The organism is Streptomyces sp. NBC_00029 (genome assembly GCF_045160505.1).
GTDB lineage: Bacteria > Actinomycetota > Actinomycetes > Streptomycetales > Streptomycetaceae > Streptomyces.
On sequence record NZ_CP108292.1, the window covers coordinates 994356 to 1008758 of the forward strand.

General features: G+C 70.6%; 13 protein-coding genes and 2 pseudogenes. 8 read left to right on the forward strand and 7 right to left on the reverse strand.

Annotation, left to right across the window (positions count from 1 at the left end):
- The first annotated feature begins 648 nt into the window (after positions 1 to 648).
- Positions 649 to 1581, forward strand: a complete 933-nt coding sequence (locus OG753_RS04940; protein WP_326747028.1) for a hexose kinase — start codon at positions 649 to 651, stop codon at positions 1579 to 1581.
- Positions 1582 to 1797: 216 nt separating this feature from the next.
- Here OG753_RS04940 and OG753_RS04945 read toward each other — a convergent pair whose 3' ends face one another.
- A complete protein-coding gene (locus OG753_RS04945) occupies positions 1798 to 2484 on the reverse strand; it encodes a universal stress protein (protein ID WP_326747029.1) in 687 nt (228 codons plus the stop codon).
- A gap of 186 nt (positions 2485 to 2670) precedes the next feature.
- On the opposite strand from OG753_RS04945, the gene OG753_RS04950 reads away from it, so the two are divergent.
- Positions 2671 to 3117, forward strand: a complete 447-nt coding sequence (locus tag OG753_RS04950; RefSeq protein ID WP_326747030.1) for an OsmC family protein — start codon at positions 2671 to 2673, stop codon at positions 3115 to 3117.
- Positions 3118 to 3480: 363 nt separating this feature from the next.
- On the opposite strand, the pseudogene OG753_RS04955 reads toward OG753_RS04950, so the two are convergent.
- A pseudogene (locus tag OG753_RS04955) lies at positions 3481 to 4348 on the reverse strand (MFS transporter); the annotation flags it as partial.
- 127 nt (positions 4349 to 4475) lie between these two features.
- Between OG753_RS04955 and OG753_RS04960 the strand changes: the two are divergent.
- The 5 genes from OG753_RS04960 to OG753_RS04980 all read left to right on the forward strand — a co-directional run bounded on the left by OG753_RS04960 (position 4476) and on the right by OG753_RS04980 (position 8052).
- Positions 4476 to 4922, forward strand: coding sequence for a DUF6153 family protein (locus tag OG753_RS04960; protein WP_326747031.1), 447 nt, complete (start codon positions 4476 to 4478; stop codon positions 4920 to 4922).
- Positions 4923 to 4999: 77 nt separating this feature from the next.
- Positions 5000 to 5629 carry a DUF305 domain-containing protein gene (locus OG753_RS04965; RefSeq protein WP_326747032.1) on the forward strand — a complete coding sequence of 210 codons (630 nt, stop codon included), beginning with the start codon at positions 5000 to 5002 and terminating at the stop codon, positions 5627 to 5629.
- 19 nt (positions 5630 to 5648) lie between these two features.
- Positions 5649 to 6608 (forward strand): F510_1955 family glycosylhydrolase, encoded by a 960-nt coding sequence (locus OG753_RS04970; RefSeq protein ID WP_326747033.1) that lies wholly within the window; start codon positions 5649 to 5651, stop codon positions 6606 to 6608.
- 93 nt (positions 6609 to 6701) lie between these two features.
- Positions 6702 to 7121 (forward strand): hypothetical protein, encoded by a 420-nt coding sequence (locus OG753_RS04975; RefSeq protein ID WP_326747034.1) that lies wholly within the window; start codon positions 6702 to 6704, stop codon positions 7119 to 7121.
- Positions 7122 to 7314: 193 nt separating this feature from the next.
- On the forward strand, positions 7315 to 8052 hold the full coding sequence (locus OG753_RS04980; RefSeq protein ID WP_326747035.1) for a hypothetical protein: 738 nt from the start codon (positions 7315 to 7317) through the stop codon (positions 8050 to 8052).
- 8 nt (positions 8053 to 8060) lie between these two features.
- Here OG753_RS04980 and OG753_RS04985 read toward each other — a convergent pair whose 3' ends face one another.
- The gene (locus OG753_RS04985) at positions 8061 to 8669 is read right to left on the reverse strand and encodes a TetR/AcrR family transcriptional regulator (RefSeq protein WP_326747036.1); all 609 of its coding nucleotides are present in this window, start codon (positions 8667 to 8669) and stop codon (positions 8061 to 8063) included.
- Positions 8670 to 8785: 116 nt separating this feature from the next.
- On the opposite strand from OG753_RS04985, the gene OG753_RS04990 reads away from it, so the two are divergent.
- Positions 8786 to 9643 carry a class I SAM-dependent methyltransferase gene (locus OG753_RS04990; RefSeq protein WP_405787318.1) on the forward strand — a complete coding sequence of 286 codons (858 nt, stop codon included), beginning with the start codon at positions 8786 to 8788 and terminating at the stop codon, positions 9641 to 9643.
- A 27-nt stretch (positions 9644 to 9670) separates the two neighbouring features.
- Here the strand turns inward: OG753_RS04990 and OG753_RS04995 are convergent.
- The 4 genes and pseudogenes from OG753_RS04995 to OG753_RS05010 form a co-directional block, all read right to left on the reverse strand.
- A pseudogene (locus OG753_RS04995) lies at positions 9671 to 9952 on the reverse strand (metal-sensitive transcriptional regulator).
- 531 nt (positions 9953 to 10483) lie between these two features.
- Positions 10484 to 12571, reverse strand: a complete 2088-nt coding sequence (locus OG753_RS05000; RefSeq protein ID WP_326747038.1) for a SpoIIE family protein phosphatase — start codon at positions 12569 to 12571, stop codon at positions 10484 to 10486.
- An 870-nt stretch (positions 12572 to 13441) separates the two neighbouring features.
- Positions 13442 to 13708, reverse strand: a complete 267-nt coding sequence (locus OG753_RS05005; RefSeq protein ID WP_280913761.1) for a metal-sensitive transcriptional regulator — start codon at positions 13706 to 13708, stop codon at positions 13442 to 13444.
- A gap of 64 nt (positions 13709 to 13772) precedes the next feature.
- Positions 13773 to 14345, reverse strand: coding sequence for a rhodanese-like domain-containing protein (locus OG753_RS05010; RefSeq protein ID WP_326747039.1), 573 nt, complete (start codon positions 14343 to 14345; stop codon positions 13773 to 13775).
- Positions 14346 to 14403: the final 58 nt, after the last annotated feature.

The following is a 14403-nucleotide window of genomic DNA, read 5'->3' on the forward strand; positions in this document are numbered from 1 at the left end:
CGGGGAACAGACCCAGCCGTGAGCCGGAATGCAGGAGACGTCAGACTGTTCCAGTATGGGAGCCGGGTCGGACGTGTCGCTGTCCACGGAGGTGAATACGTTGGATCTCGCCCGGGCGGCGCCGGGCCAGTGGAGCTGGACGAGACCTTCGGCCGCACGGACCAGTTCCCGGGTGGGCCACGGGTACGTCATGCGCCGGTCCGGCCTATTCGGGTGCCGGGCCGTACTCCCCTCGGGGGTGAGGGCTGAACAGCAGCGCGTCCCTGGCCGACGGTGGGCTCACGATCACCGTACTCGAGGCCCGAGCAGCCACAGCACCAGGCTGAGAACGGCATCCGGCAGCCAGCGCGAGAGGACAGCGGGCATGGCAATGCCTCATCCGATCAACGGTCGGCACGATCGTCAGGACTCGAAGCTCTCCCAGGCCGCGGCCACGCTCGGAATTGACCTCAGCGCGTGGGATCAGGCCCCGGTCTCCTCAGGCCGCCGTGAGCGGGGCCGTGCCCAGCAGGTGGTGCGCGGGGTAGGCGCCAGCGCGGCCTCCAGGGCACCGCGATGAACACGGCCGCGACTCCGTCCCCCTCCACAGCCGAGACTCCCGACGGTGCGGGGGGATCGGGGAGTGCCTCCGGGCCGTCGATCCTCACCTTGACGATGAATCCTGCGGTCGATCTCTGCTGGGAGGTCGATCGTCTGGAGGGCATCGGCAAGAACCGTGCGCGGGTCAGGTCGGTGGCCGTCGGGGGCGGAGGGATCAATGTCGCCCGTCACGTCGTGCGGTTCGGGGGACGGGCCACCGCCGTCCACACCGCGGGAGGCGAGGTCGGCCTGCGCATCAACCGGCTGCTGGACGAAGAGGGCATCGACCACGTCGCCGTCGACATCGCCGACGACACCCGCGAAGCGCTCGTGCTCTTCGAGACGCAATCGCGCAGCAGTTTCCACATCGTGCCGCCCGGCCCGCGCCTGCACCGGCTCGAGGGAGAGCGGTGCCTGGAGGTGCTGGAGCGGTTCATGGCCGACAGTCCCTCGTACGTCGTCGCCAGCGGCAGCCTGCCCGCCGGGCTGCCGGACGGCTACTACGCGGCCGTCGCCCGCCGGGTCGGGGAAGCCGGATCCCGGCTGATCCTCGACACCTCCGGGCCGGCGCTCCCGGCAGCGCTCGCCGAGGGCGTGTTCCTGTTCAGGTGCAACCGAACCGAGGCCGAGAGCCTGACCGGCCACCCCGTCAGCGGCTTCGACGACGCCCGAGCCCTCAACGAACGCCTCCTCACGACGGGGGCCGCCGAGATCGCCGTCACCACCCTCGGAGCGCTGGGCGCGCTGTGCTCGACCGTGCACGGCCACACCGAACTCCACGCACCGCCGCTGCCCGGTGCGCCCCTGAGCGACGCCGGAGCGGGAGACAGCATGGTCGCTGCCCTCACCACGCGGCTGGCCGCCGGCGAGGACCCCGTCAGCGCCTGCGCGCTGGGGGTGGCCGCGGCCGCCGCGGCGATGCTCACCCCCGGCACCGAACCGTTCGACGTGGAGGTGGCCCGGTCCCTCCGCCCACAGGTGCGGACCGCCCGCCGCGGCTGAGCAGGGTCTCGCCGCACCTGCCTGTCCCTCGTCGCCGGATCTCGGGACTAGCCGAAGGGCACGACGGCGACCGGTGCGGCACGTGACCGATGTGGGCCCCATCGGCGCCGGGTGCCTGCGGCGCCCGACCACCACGAGTTCCGCGCCCTCCGAGGCGTCCACGAGCTGAACCGCGGCGGCTCCGATGACGGCTTGCTCGACAACTTGGACGTCCGGTCAGCTCCTGCGCAAGGGCCGGACCAGTTCTGCCAGAGCGGATGCGACGTGGCCACCGACCGTCTCGCCAATGCCTGGATCGGCCACCATCGCGTACACGGACGGACCGGGCAGAGTCCAGCCGTGCACGACGCGAACCCTCACGCCCCGACGCGCCGCCTCCAGGAACGCGAAGGCGAGCACGGGCGTGTTCGAGTGTCGGAGGTCGGCGCCCGCGACGATCTCGCCGACAGCCGGTCCGGGCACCTCTCCCGCGGCCGGGGCGTCCGCCCGGTCGGCGCGTACGAGCACGACCGGCCGGTGTGAGCGGCGAACGACGGCCAGAGAAACAGACCCGGCCTGGAACCCAACGAGTCCTCCGAGCCCGCGGGAGCCGAGCACCATGAGATCCGACTCGTCGGCGGCCGCACTCAGCAGGGAGCGAGCGCGCCCACGCACCTCTTCGGTCGTCACCTCCAGCCCCGGGTGGTCCTTGCTCAGTTGCTCGGCCGTGTCGCGGAGCGGTCCCGTGGACCGCTCCGCATCGTAGGCGGCGATCGGGTAGGGAATCGCGGGCGCGACCGGCAACTCCTCCACGTGGACCATGCGCAGGGGGGCCTCGCGCCGTACGGCCTCGCGTGCGGCCCAGGCGGCCGCGGCGACACTCTCGGAGGATCCGTCCAGACCCACAGTGACCTGAACAGTCATGTCGTACCTCCTCCTCGACGCGTCGGAGCGGAACGACCGGAAGCGTCCGAGCGCGGTATCCAGCTTCGCGCTCCGCCTTCGGTGGCGTGAGGGGCCGACCGGGCCAGACAGCTGCCCGAAGGACCCATGCCCGAGGCCGACGGATCGCCGACAGTGGCAGCACCCACCGGAACCGGAGGTACGGCCATGACCGACACTGCACCGGGAAGGTCTGGTACTCGGCTGCCGGAGGCTGCCCACCGGCTCGATGTCGCCCACGTCGACGGCGATGTCTATGTGGTCGACGTGCGCGGCCACCGCTTCCGTGTCGACCAGCCCACGGACGCGGGCGGGACGGACACCGCGCCCACGCCGACCGAGCTGTTCGCAGCCTCCTTGGCTACGTGCGTCGCCTTCTACGCGGGGCGCTACCTGCTGCGCCACGGTCTGTCGAGCGACGGCCTGGCCGTGCGGGCAGAGTTCGCCATGGCCACCGACCGACCCGCCAGGGTGGCCGCAGTGCGCCTGGTGATCGAGCCGCCCCCGCAGATGCCCGAAACGCGGCGCGCGGGTCTTCTCGCCGTCGCCTCGCACTGCACCGTCCACAACACGCTCCAGCAGCCGCCAGAGATCGGGATCGACCTCGCGTCGTAGCCGCCGCTCGGCGCAAGACGCTGATCCTCTGCCTCATGAATCACGCGGTTACCGGGTCTATGTTCGTCACCTCGACGCTGAGGGGGATGGATGGGCCCTGACGAGGTGATGATCGACGCCCTGGCGGAAAAAATCCTCGGGGGCAAGGTCGGAGGCGCCCTCCACCTGCCGTTCCGGTGGAAGCAGAAGAATGCGCCACGTCGCCTGTCCTCCCCCTTTCACGTCGAGGCCAGCACACCCGTCCAGACCGATCTCTCCTGCCGTCTCGACCTGCGCTTCCGAATAGGGCTGGACAAGCCGTGGGAGTACAGCCTGATGCTGCTCCACCCCGGAAGCGGCACGATCCTGCGCCGCCTCGATGTGCGAGGTCATGAGCAGCATCAGCAGACCGGTCATGGGCAGCAGCGCCGCTCCGGAGGCGAAGGCACCGTAGCCGAGCGCCTGCTGGAGGTAGAGGTTGAGGAAGTACCACATCGGGATCCAGGCTGCCCCGAGCAGGGCCATGGCCAGGTCGGAGACGCCCAGGCCGGGGGTGCGCCAGATGCCGAGCGGCATGAGCGGCGCCTTCGAGACCCGCTGGATCAGTACGAATACGGTCAGCAGCACCAGACCCGAGAAGAGTTCGACGAGGGTCGCGGCCGAAGTCCAGCCGGCTTCGGGGGCGCGGACGACGGCGAAGACGGTGAGCGCAAGCCCGGCGGTGACGGCGGCCGCGCCGAGGACGTCCACCCCGCCCCCGCGGCGGGCGCTGACGGCCGGGAGGAAGCCCGTGGCCAGCAAGGTGGCGATGCCGATGGGGACGTAGACGATGAAGACCCAGGGCCAGCTGGCCCACTTGGTGAACACCCCGCCCAGGAACACACCCGCCGTACCGCCGGCCGGTGCGGCGGCGCCGTAGAGGGCGAGGGCCTTCCCGAGCTCCTTGGGGTCGTACCCGAAGAGCATCATCAACAGGGTCATGGAGGCAGGTGCGATGAGCGTGCCGCCCACGCCCTGCACCGCACGACCTGCGGCCTCCACCCAAGCGGTGGTCGCGGCCGCAGCCAGCACGGAGCCGGCGATCAGGACGCTCCAGCCGACCATGAAGACCTTCCGGGCTCCGAGGAGGTCGGAGAGGCGGCCCCCCAGAAGAAGCAGTCCGCCGAAGGCGATGACGTAGGCGTTGAACACCCACTGCAGATCCCCCTGGGAGACCCATGGCCCACCAGCGACGCGGATTGACGGTAGACATGACCGCTCCCACCCCCAAGGGGTATCTGTCGATGAAATGAACCGTATACCCCCTATGGGTATTTCCCAAGATGCAGGAAACCCGGCCCGGCTTCGCACCGTGAGGAAGAGGCGCTTACGATGCCGCTATGGATCAGCAGGCGAGGCGCGCGGTGACGCCCCTCGGGCTGCGCTCCCACCTGCTGCTGGTCTTGGCCGTACTGGTCGGGCTCGTGGCCATGCACGGCCTGGGGCCGGGTGCTGTTCCGGCTTCCGCCGCCGCACCCGGGTGCGCGGCCGCCGACGAGACGGCCATCGGGCACGGCACTCCTGGGGCGGGCGAGCACGCAATGAAGCTCGACCCCGCGGTGCGTGCCGACGAGCCGGTCGGCGACGGCGGCAGCGGGCACGCCCAGCACGCGGATGCGACCTGCGCCGCCGCGGGCACGGCGGGCACCCCGGTCCTGGACTCTCCGGCCGCCGCCTTGACCATCGTTACGGCCGCGCCGGTCCTCGATCTCGGAATCGACATGAGCAGTGCGGTTGGCGGACGCGCGCCACCGTCACTGAGCGAACTGCAACTCCTGCGCGTATAGGGCAGCCCGAGCTCTCGGACCAGCCCTTACCCCGGCACGCCCATCGCGCGCGCCTTCACCGCAGGAGTTGCACCACTATGACCACCAAGCGTTCCCTGATCCGCCGCGCCACCGCAGTGGCAGCAGCCGCCACCGCCGCCCTCGTCCTCGCTTCCTGCGGCGGAAACGGCGACAACGCCGGTTCGGCCCACAACGGCCACAGCACCACCTCGCCGTCCACATCCGCCCCGGCACAGCAGGGCGACCACCACGCGGCCGACGTCACCTTCGCCCAGGGGATGATCCCCCACCACCGTCAGGCCATCGAGATGGCCGGCCTCGCCGCGACCCACGCGGAGTCGGCCGAGGTGAAGAAACTCGCCACCGAGATCAAGAAGGCTCAGGACCCGGAGATCAAGACTCTGTCCGGCTGGCTGACCTCCTGGGGCGAGCAGGTCCCGGCCGAGGGCCAAGGCCACGGCGGGCACGACATGTCCGGGATGATGTCGGCCGAGGAGATGATGCAGCTGGAGTCCTCGTCCGGCAAGGCGTTCGACACCGCCTTCCTCCAGATGATGGTCAAGCACCACGAGGGCGCGGTCGCCATGGCGAAGATCGAGCAGTCCGACGGGAAGTACGGGCCCGCCAAGGAGATGGCCGGAGCGATCATCACCTCCCAGAGCGCGGAGATCGCCCGGATGAACGCCCTCCTCGGCAACAAGAGCTGACGCGATTCAGCACGCCTCGGTGCGGGCAGCCGGTGATGGCTGCCCGCACCCGCCCGCCTGTCCCTTCTCAATCGTTCTGGACCTCACACATGACCATCCGCTTCCGGATACCCGCGGTCGCTGTGGCGGTCGGCGCCTGCTGCTGACCGCCCGCTCGACCACAAGCCCCAAGGCCACCGCGCCCAAGGCCGGCGATCCCGTCCCGGGAACCGGGCACCTCCACGGTCTCGGCGTCGCCCCCGCCGACGGCACCCTCTACGCCGCCGGGCATCTCGGCGTCTTCCGCCTCGGCCCCACCGGCGCCGTACGGATCGCCGACCGCTACCAGGACACGATGGGCTTCACCGTCACCGACCCGCGCACCTTCCTCGCCAGCGGCCACCCCTCCCCCACCGACCCCACCGCGACCTCACCGCAGCTGGGCCTGATCCGCAGCGCGGACACCGGCCAGACCTGGACCACCGTCTCCGCCGGAGGGGACGCCGGCTTCCACTCCCTCCAGCAGGCCGGCCCGACCCTCTACGGCCTCGACAGCCAGACCTCGCAGATCTGGGCCAGCAAGGACGGCGGCGCGACCTGGGAACGGCGCGCGAAGATCCCAGGCGGCGACCCGGCCGCCCACGCAGGGGCGCCCCAGGAGGTGTGGGCGACCACCCGCGACGGACTGCTGCACAGCACCGACGGCGGTGCCACCTTCCAGCCGGTCCCCGGCGCACCGGCCCTGGCCGCCGTAGAGCGGCCCGCCCCGGACCAGCTGATCGCCCTCGCTGCCGACGGCAAGGTCGTGGCCAGCGGCGACGGCAGGTCCTGGAGCGAACGCGGCCGCCTCCCGGGCGGTGTACAGCCCGCGGTACTGACCGCGGCAAGCCCCGCCCACCTGCTGGCCGCCGACACGAACGACGCCGTCTACGAGTCCAAGGACGGCGGACGCCCGTGGAATACCGTGCACCAACCGGGCCACATGAACCCAGGGCACTGACTTGCCCGGAGCCAGCCGCAAGATCACCTATCGGAGTGAAGCCTGCGGGGACCGCCCCGCAGGCCGCCACGGGGCCGTGGATAGGATCGCGACGTGAACACCGCCCGGCCCCGTACCTCCACCTTGCGGACCCGCATTCTCGCGGGCCCGCGATGTGTGCTGCTGGTGGCCATGCTGGTGTTCGCCTTCCTCTACTCGCACGGCGTCAGCCTCGACGGGGTCCGCGGCCACACCGACACGGCCGCCGGCTTCCTCACCTCCACCACGGATTCGGCGCTCGCCGAGAGCACCCCGGACGACCATCACGGCGAGGGACACGGCGCGTCCCACACCGCCGAGGAGTGCGCCACCAGCGCGCCGCAGCAGCCGCCGACGCTGATCCCTCCCACCGAGCACGCCCTTACGCGGATCCTGCCGGCGGTGCTCGCTGCGTCCCCGGACCGGTATCACGGTCCCGCTCCGGCCCTGGGCGGCTCACGACCGCCAGGCACCACAGCAATCCTGCGCATCTAGACCACTCCCGGCTCCCGGCGCCTCCGTAGGCCGTCGGTGAGCTCATGCTGCCCGCACATACGTAACCCTGCCCGCCCCGAACCGGGGCCGGGCCCGGTGCAGCCTGCCCTCCGGCAACCGCTCCTGCCACTACCGCGACGCGACCGTCGTCGGCTCGGCCCGGGCTGCACCCGTACGCCTGCAAGGAGTCCCCATGACGCCCACCCAGCTCGCCGACCGCGCCCCGGCCGCGCCCGTCCCCGCACCCCGGTCAGCCGGCCGCAGCGAGATCCGCGAGGCCCGCTCCCGACGCAAGAGGCTCCTGGCCCGCTACCTCGGATACGTCGGCTACTTCGTCGGCGCCGGCCTGATCAGCGGCGCCGTCGTCCACCACCCCCTGGACCCCGCCCGCTACACCCGCATCGCCCTCTACGGCGTCCTGCTCTTCCTCGCCGCGACCGCGCTCAACGAGTTCCTGCTCACCCGCCGCAAGGCGACGTTCAAGCAGGTGGCGGGCATCATGGGCGCCTCTCTGCTGCTCTCCTTCGGCATCGGCATGCTCAGCGGCGGCCTCCAGCACTTCTCGGACTTCCCCACCCGCGCCGCCACCCTCATCCCCGCAGGCATCCTGCTCTCCTTCATCGCCTTCGTGATCAAAGACGAGGACGCCTCCTGGCGACGCATCTTCGGCCTGACCGGACTCGCCATCCTCCTCACAGCCGTCGCCGCCTTCGCCGGCCTGCGCTACGCCGCGTCCTCCATGGCCCCGGAATCAGGCGGGCACAGCCACGGCACCGGCGCCGGCGAGAGCGAGACCCACCACGAGGAACCGACCGTGACCGGCAGCACGCAGCCGACCCCGCAGTCCAAGCCGACGGCTCCGGCCCGCACGGCTCCCGCCACTCCCCCGTCTGAGCAGTCCCACGACGACGGGCACGCGCACGGGCACTGACTCCGAGGTCACTCCATCGGCGGCTGCTCGGCACCACCCAGCAGTACGGCCAGCAGCCGCCCGATGATCGTTTCCGGCTCCTCACCGCGGCCGGGAACGCGTGTCATCAGCAGGTGATGCATCGTGCCGACCAGTGCTAGCGCGATGGTGGCGGTGTCGGCGTCCGAGGCCATCCGGCCGCCAACCTGCTCCGCCTGCAGGTAGGCGGTGAAAGCGTGCTGGATCGCGTCGAACGCAGGCGCTCCGGACTGGAAGCCTTCCCGGGTGCGCAGCGCGGCCGCCGGGCGTGTCAGCGCCAGGCCCACCACTGCCGGGGGCAGGGCATCCAGCAAGGCGAGAACAATGCTCTGGAGATTCCCCGCGACCGTGGCCTGCCCCACCTTCTCGTGCAGCGCCGCGGCTTGGCGGGCACTGCGCGCGAACCGGTCCAGGACCAGTTCGGCGACGAACTCGTCCAGGCCGGCGAAGTGGGTGTGCAGGACGCCCTTGCCGCAGTCCGCCTCAGCGGTGACGGCCCGGCTCGTGAGGCCCGCCGCACCGTCACGGGCCACTACGCGCTCCGCTGCCGCGAACAACCGCTCGCGCAGGTCCGGAATCGCCACTCCACGAGGTGACACAACAGCCCCTTTCATCAAGCCCGTTGCAAGTATGGGCGAACGCCCATACTGTTTGGGCGCTTGCCCATACTAGAGCCGGGGCGCCGCGCTGCGCCCCGGCGGGACGGAGTTCACCCATGGCTCGATTCGCCAACACCGCACAGGCCGAGGCGTGGAACGGTTACGAGGGCGAGCAGTGGGCCCGCAGCCAGGAGCGCTGGGACGCCATCAACAACGGCTTCAACCAGCCCCTCCTGGACGCCGCAGCCATCACGGAAAGCGATCACGTGCTGGACATCGGCTGCGGGGTCGGGCGCAGCACCCTCCTCGCGGCCCAGCGCGCCGTCCGGGGCCGGGCGCTCGGGCTGGACCTGTCCGGCCCCATGCTGGAGCGGGCCCGCGAGTGCGCCCAGCGCGAAGGGGTGGAGAACGTCTCCTTCGTGCAAGGCGACGCCCAGGTCCACGCTTTGGATGCTGAGGGATTCGACGCGGTCATCAGCCGGTACGGCATGACCTTCTTCACCGACCCCGTCGCCGCGTTCGCCAACCTCCACCGCGCACTGCGGCCCGGCGGCCGACTGGCCTTCATCTGCGCCGCCGAAGCCGAAGCCAACGAGTGGCTTGAGGCGCTGGCCTCACTGGAGGGCATCCTGCCGCTCGGCGGCTTCGGTAAGCCCGGCGGCCCCGGCATGTTCTCACTCACCGACCCCGAGCACATTCGCACCCTGGTCACCGCGGGCGGGTTCGGCGAAGTCGACGTGCAGCGGCTCGAGGTGCCGGGAAACTGGGGCGCCGACGCGGCCGACGCTGCGGCGTTCCTGCTGGACTCCGGCCCGGGACGCCATCTACTCAGCCAGGTCACCCCGCCGCAGCAGGCGGAGGCGCGCCAGGCACTGACGGATACTCTGCACCGTCACGAGGCAGAGGGATCGGTGTGGCTGCGCAGCAGCTCCTGGCTGGTTACTGCCATGCACAACGGGGCTGGACGAAGCTGACAGCCTCCCGTACGGGGCCGCTGCCGCTCAGGAGCGGACCATGCGGGCGATGGCCTGGGAGGCTTCGGCGACCTGGCCCTTGGCCTGGTCCCCGCCGCCGGCGATCGCGTCGGCCACACAGGACTGGACGTGGTCCTCCAGCATGGTGAGCCCGAAGGACTGCAGTGCCTTGGTGGTGGCGCCGACCTGGGTGAGGACGTCGGTGTATTAGGCGTCCTCCTCGACCAGGCGTTGCAGGCCGCGGACCTGACCCTCGATGCGGCGCAGCCGCTTGAGGGCATCGTCCTTGTGGGCCACGTAACCGTGCATGGCGATCCCTTCCCGACGAGCGAGCAATTGCCCCTGGGGGATCCGAGATAACGATGAGCCCGCGCAATGTGTTCCGCCGGCGGCACGCGTACCCAGGGTCAGATCGCCGGCCTCGATGGCGGCGGCGGTGCCGGTCCCCATGGTTTCTGCGGGCTCCATACGCGAGAACGTGGCATCGGAGGCGGGTGACACGTCCCGGGGCATGGCACTGGCCGCCTGCGTCGGGATCCACCTCTCCCGGCGCATGGCACGCTCGGCAGACACCGCCAGGAAGTGGCGGCTGTTCCTGCAGTTCCAGACCGGCGGCTCACCCTGACCGTCGGCTGACACGACGCGGGCGTCGCCCAACGACGACGCCCGCATCGCGGCGCAGGTCCGTGGACACCGGAGCCGCGCCGCGAACCTCACGCTTCCAAGTCGCCTGAGCGGAGATGACCCGCAGGTTGAACAGGCTCGCGCCACAGCCCCGGTGAAGGGGGCGCGGGTGGTGGCGTCTGTACGCAGCATGGAGCGTCCAGTAGCCAGTCGCGCTCAGGTGCCGTGGCGCTCGGCCGGTGCACATATGGCTTGGGCGATGAGGATCGCCACGTCGTCGTGATCGTCGGGGTGTCGCAGTGAGTTCAAGAGCCACTGGCAGGTGTCGTCCAGGGGGCGGCGCGGTCCGTCAAGGGTGTCCAGGAGGGTGTTCAGGCGCTCGTCGATGGGGTGGCGGCGTGTTTCGACCAGGCCGTCGGTGTAGAGGACGAGCCGGTCGCCGGGGCCCAGGTCGAAGGCGGTGGTGTGGAAGGGGACGCCGCCGACGCCGAGGGGTGCGCCGGTGGGCAGGTCGAGCAGGCGGGGACGCCGGCCGATTGCGGCGAGGACGGGTGGCAGGTGTCCGGCGTTGGCGATGCGGCACCGGTGGTCGTGGGGGTCGTAGACGGCGTAGATGCAGGTGGCTATGTAGTGCTCGAGCCCGCAGGTGATCTTGTCGAGGTGTTGAAGCACCTGGTCGGGTTCCAGATTGAGGTCGGTGAAGGCACAGGTGGCGGTGCGCAGGCGGCCCATGGTGGCGGCGGCGTCGATGCCGTTGCCCATGACGTCCCCGACCACCAGGGCGGTCTTGTCGCCGGTCAGGGGGATGACGTCGTACCAGTCGCCTCCCACCTCGCTGGTCGCCTGGGCGGGCTGATAGAGGGAAGCGACGGTAAGGCCCGTGAGCGGAGGTGGGTGGCCCGGCAGGAGGCTGCGCTGGAGGGTCTCTGCGGTGTTGCGGACGCTCTGGTGCCAGCGGGCGTTGTCGATGGCTACGGCGGCCCGGGCTGCGATCTCCCCGGCGAGCAGGACGTCGTCCTCATCGAAGGGCAGGGGGTTTCGGGCGCGCAGCAGGTCGAATGCGCCGAGGACCTCGTTGCGGGCGATCAGCGGCACGGCCAGATAGGAGTGCACGCCCGCCTGCGCAAAGGCAGCAGCGGCGTCGGCATCTCGGGCGATGTGGGTGAGGTCGTCGCCGCTGGCGTGGGCCACGACGACGGGCGCTCCGGTGTGTACGCAGCGGGTGATCAGCCGGTCCGCGCCGTACGCCGCCAGGTTCCCGGCCGGCAGCGAGGCCGTAATCGCTGGTGTCGGGTAGGCGGCGGCCACGGCGAGGGCCCGGAACGTTTCCGGGCCCAGGGCGCGGGATGGGGTGGCGCGGCGGAAGGCGAGGACGTCGACGGCCGCGACGTCGGCCAGGTCGGGCACGGCGACGTGGACCAGCTCCTGCGCGGTGCGCTCCACCTCCAGGCTGGTGCCGACACGGGCGGAGGCGTCGGCGATCACCGCGAGCCGGCGCCGGGCCCGGTCGGCTTCGGTGGTTGCCTGGTGGCGTTCGCTGACGTCGACCACCGAGTTCGCCACGCCGATCACCCGCCCGCTGGCGCCATCGATGCGGAAGTAGGACACCGACCAGGCGTGGTCGTGGTCCGGGTCGGCCGGCGTGCGGCCGACGGTGTACTGGTCGATCACCGGTGTGCCGGTGATCAGCACCTGGCGCAGAGCGGACTCAATCGTCTCCACGTCGAGAAGGCTCAGGATGTCGCGGGGGTGCTTGCCGATGTGGTCGGCGGCGGGGATGCCGTTGATGCGCTCCAAAGCCGGGTTCACCAGCAGGTACCGCAGATCGGTGTCCATGAGGGCGATGCCGATGGGTGCCTGCGCCACCAGGCGCTGGGAGAGAGCCAGGTCGGTCTCAAACCGTTGCAGCGTGGTCTGGTCGGCGGCGACACCCAGGGCGTAGGTGTCGCCGAGGTAGTCCAGCAGCCGCATATTGCGGAACTCCACCAGGCGCGTGCTGCCGTCCTTGTAACGGATCGGGAACGCGCCGGCCCAGCTCGCGCCGGTCCCCATCACTTCGGCGAACAACTTGACCACGAGGTCTTGGTGCTCCTCGTGGACCAGCGGGTGCGCCGCGTACTGGCCCAGGGCCTCCTCGGCGGTGTACCCGAACACCTCATCGGCCTGCGGGCTCCAGAACACGATCCGCCCACGTGTATCCAGCACGATCGCGGCCACACTGAGCAGATCGAGCAGCCCACCCGGCGGTGACAGCCCCGCCGGGCCGCCCCGCTCCTGTCCGGGGAGCGGCTCTTGTGTACCCATCCTGAAAGGCTCCCTCCTCAGCGGAGCCCGCCAGGGGCGTGCGCCGGTTGAGGGCTCTTCCTCCATGCTGCTCCCCGAACCTGGTGCCCACGATCCAAGGCATCCCGGCGAAGAACTTGGCACCCCACGCTCGCATGTCGCCCGCCCCGGCAAAGACACGGGGGGACCGTAGCGCCGCTGACAACCGGAAGCCCACGGGAGCGAGCGTGGCGCAGGGATCCGCAAAACCCCGAGAGATCGAAAAGGTGGACGAGTACCGGAGGGAGGGGATGGTGGCACGGCGTACGTCGCCACCACACAGCATGTCATCGGGGAGAGGTCGAAATCGCTGAGGGCGCGGACCTACGACAGTAAGCTTAGAACCACGCGTCGCTGCCAGGCGCGGACAGTTTGTTTCGTGTGTCGAGCGACCGGAGCGTCGCCTGGACGTTGAGGAAGTTGTCTCGGGTCCGACTTCTACGGCCCCGCCGATCAGCAGGAGGCGCCGGCGTGCTGCTCCGTGGGCGGGCGCGGGTCCGCCGCAGCGGGTGACGCGACACGGGCCCTTTGTCCCGGACCGTCCTCATCGGGTCCGGGACAGAGAGCGAAGGTCAAACCATGAAGGCCCAGGTCTGCGACTTTGGCCTTCGTTCACGAGCGGATGACGGGAATCGAACCCCGGCTGTGAGCTTGGGAACCACTCGGCACTTGCTGTACCCGCATAGCGCCTGACCTGCGGGTACAGTGGCCTGGCCCGACGTTTCGGCTACTTCTACGGATCCCCCGTCAAGCACTGTTGACCGTACCTACTGGCACGTTGCGGCACGGCTGGTTCCATTCCGTGGTGCCACGTCGGCCATCGTGAGGATGCCGTTCCGGTGCGGGGGCGGGTCAGGCGAGGGCGAGGAAGAGCTTTTCGAGTTCTTCCTCGGTCATGGGGGCCTGGTTCTCACCGGCGTCGGTCATGCACTGGCGCATGCCGCTGGCCACGATCTTGAAGCCGGCGCGGTCCAAGGCCTTGGAGACCGCCGCGAGCTGAGTGACGACGTCCTTGCAGTCGCGGCCGGCTTCGATCATGGCGATGACGCCGGCCAGCTGGCCTTGGGCGCGGCGCAGTCGGTTGAGGACTGCGTTGACTGCGTCGTCGTCGACCTTCACCGGTGCCTCCTGGGCTGTTGCATTCTCACCCCATGGTACCCCAGGGGGTATCTTCCCCCTGAGGTCAGCGGTAGCGCAGGGCGGCGAGGGTTGCCTCCAGGTCGCCCTGGCGGGGGCGGTTGTGAGGGAGCTTGGCCAGGAGGTCGGCCATGCCGCAGGTGTTGGTGAGGGAGGAGAAGACCAGGCCGCCCGCGACGCCCGCGGAGGCGAGGCGGAAGGCGGGGCGCAGGCGGCCCAGCGCGAGGCCGGTCAGGACGACGGCGCCGGCGCTGAGACGGACCTGGCGTTCCATGCTCCAGGTGGTGCGGGTGGCCCCCTGGGGGTGGTGGAGGGTGTGGCCTCCTGCGGCCCACGCTCCGGTGCCTCCGGCGAGCGTGGCGGTGGTGATGCCGTTGTCGGCAAGGGTGTTGCAGGCGTTCTCGGAGCGGGCGCCGGAGGCGCAGACGACGAGGATGTCGCCGCGGGCGGCGGCCGCGCGAATGTCGGGCAGGGCGCGGGTGAGATGGTCGAGGGGGATGTTGAGGGCGCCCGGGAGGTGGCCGGTGGCGTATTCGCCGGGGGTGCGGACGTCCAAGACGATCAGTTCGTGCAGGCGGCTGCTGGCCTGGTGGGGGTCGAGGGTGCGGGGGTGGGCCATGGTGCGGGTTCCATCCATGTGGGGGTGCCGGCCCGTTCTGCCGAATACCCCTGAGGGT

Excerpts from the sequence above, each read along its gene's own strand:
- OG753_RS04945 (WP_326747029.1), bottom strand. The coding sequence starts at position 2,484 with ATGACTGTTCAGGTCACTGTGGGTCTGGACGGATCCTCCGAGAGTGTC.
- OG753_RS04950 (WP_326747030.1), top strand. The coding sequence starts at position 2,671 with ATGACCGACACTGCACCGGGAAGGTCTGGTACTCGGCTGCCGGAGGCT.
- OG753_RS04960 (WP_326747031.1), top strand. The coding sequence starts at position 4,476 with ATGGATCAGCAGGCGAGGCGCGCGGTGACGCCCCTCGGGCTGCGCTCC.
- OG753_RS04965 (WP_326747032.1), top strand. The coding sequence starts at position 5,000 with ATGACCACCAAGCGTTCCCTGATCCGCCGCGCCACCGCAGTGGCAGCA.
- OG753_RS04980 (WP_326747035.1), top strand. The coding sequence starts at position 7,315 with ATGACGCCCACCCAGCTCGCCGACCGCGCCCCGGCCGCGCCCGTCCCC.
- OG753_RS04990 (WP_405787318.1), top strand. The coding sequence starts at position 8,786 with ATGGCTCGATTCGCCAACACCGCACAGGCCGAGGCGTGGAACGGTTAC.
- OG753_RS05000 (WP_326747038.1), bottom strand. The coding sequence starts at position 12,571 with ATGGGTACACAAGAGCCGCTCCCCGGACAGGAGCGGGGCGGCCCGGCG.
- OG753_RS05010 (WP_326747039.1), bottom strand. The coding sequence starts at position 14,345 with ATGGCCCACCCCCGCACCCTCGACCCCCACCAGGCCAGCAGCCGCCTG.